Below are 1,510 nucleotides of genomic sequence, written 5' to 3' on the forward strand. Positions count from 1 at the left end.
TGGAGGTTCATTTAACAATATTTCTGGAAACAACATAGAAAAAAATGTTAAAGGGGGAATTGCAATTGAAGGTTATTCCAATGTAATATCAAAAAATAACATTACTAATAATAATAGAGGTATAGGCATTGGATCATCTTATTCATTGGTTTTTGCAAATAATATAAAAAATAATATTGAATTTAACTTCTTTTTTGTTGGTTCATTCAATATTGTTTGTTCAAACAATATTTCTGAAAGTACTTGGGGAATCTATTTTTCTCCATATTTTGCAACTCCGAATCAAAACAAATTCTATCATAACAACTTTATTAATAATTTAGAAAACATTGGAGGAACATCTTCTCACAACATTCAATATTGGGATGAAGGTTTTCCTTCAGGAGGTAATTATTGGGATAATTATTTCATTCGTTATCCTGGAGCCAAAGAAATCGAAGATTCGGAAATAGGAAATATACATTACGAAATTGATAGCAATAATTTTGATAATAATCCACTAATTTTTCCATTTAATATTTTAAGTGAAGAAATACCTTCTATTCTATCTCCACCCAAGGTAGAGCCGAAGAGTATAGTTGCGTACTGGCCTTTTGATGAAGTACAATCAAATGGTGTAACACCAGATAAAACTGGATTAAATTCTGCTGTCGTAGGGACTTCATCAGGAAATTATTCATTTACTCCTCTTTTGATTGATGGAAAATTCAATAAGTCTCTTTCTTTTGATGGCGCAGCTTATGTTAACACGCCAATTTTACCGCATCTAGAAATTCCTGATGAAGCAACAATCGATGTTTGGATAAATGCTAAACAATTCAAAAATGTGAAGTATAATAACATCATAGTTGAACGTGCTAGAACAAGAACACAATTACCTGAAAGAACTTTTGGTGTCGCCATAAATGGTCTAACAATAAAAGAAAATCCAAGAATTCCCCAAGGAGCGATTTTAGCTTTTGTTTCTACCAATGATGAGGGCTTAAATGAAATAGCAACTACTGATTCGGTTATTAATTTGAATGAATGGATACATGTAGTTTTTACTCGAAGCTTTTCATCTGGAATGCATATTTATGTCAATGGAAAAGAACAAAATATCATTGTTATTTCAGGGGTTCAAAATCCTAAAGGATCCATAAGAAGAGAAACTGAGGTATACATTGGTCATGATGCAGTTTGTCTTATTGATGAATTGAAATTATATAATATTGCAATAGAGCCGACAAATAATCAGTATCCTTGGATTGAATATGTGATTATTTTATCAATATTGTCAGGAGTTGGATTAATTTTCTATTTTAAAATAAGGAGTTGATTATTTTAGCTAATGTTTTAGTTGTTTTTTTAACTGTTTTAATCCAACTGTATTAATAACATCTTTTTTTTGTAACCATCCTCTTCTAGCCATTGCAATACCCAATCGCATAAATTTCATATAATCAGTAGTATGTGCGTCTGTATCTATAACCAGTTTACAGCCTGCTTCAACAGCTGCCCTTGCATTCAG

Annotated in this window: 1 protein-coding gene and 1 pseudogene; one reads left to right on the forward strand and one right to left on the reverse strand. The window is 30.9% G+C overall.

Annotated elements, in window-relative coordinates:
• The coding region (locus VLM92_RS13060; RefSeq protein WP_325276773.1) for a LamG-like jellyroll fold domain-containing protein at positions 1-1,318 on the forward strand (1,318 nt) is incomplete at its 5' end.
• A gap of 9 nt (positions 1,319-1,327) precedes the next feature.
• Here the strand turns inward: VLM92_RS13060 and VLM92_RS13065 are convergent.
• Positions 1,328-1,510, reverse strand: a pseudogene (locus VLM92_RS13065) (hypothetical protein); the annotation flags it as partial.

This window comes from Romboutsia sp. (assembly GCF_035470145.1).
Lineage (GTDB): Bacteria > Bacillota > Clostridia > Peptostreptococcales > Peptostreptococcaceae > Romboutsia_D.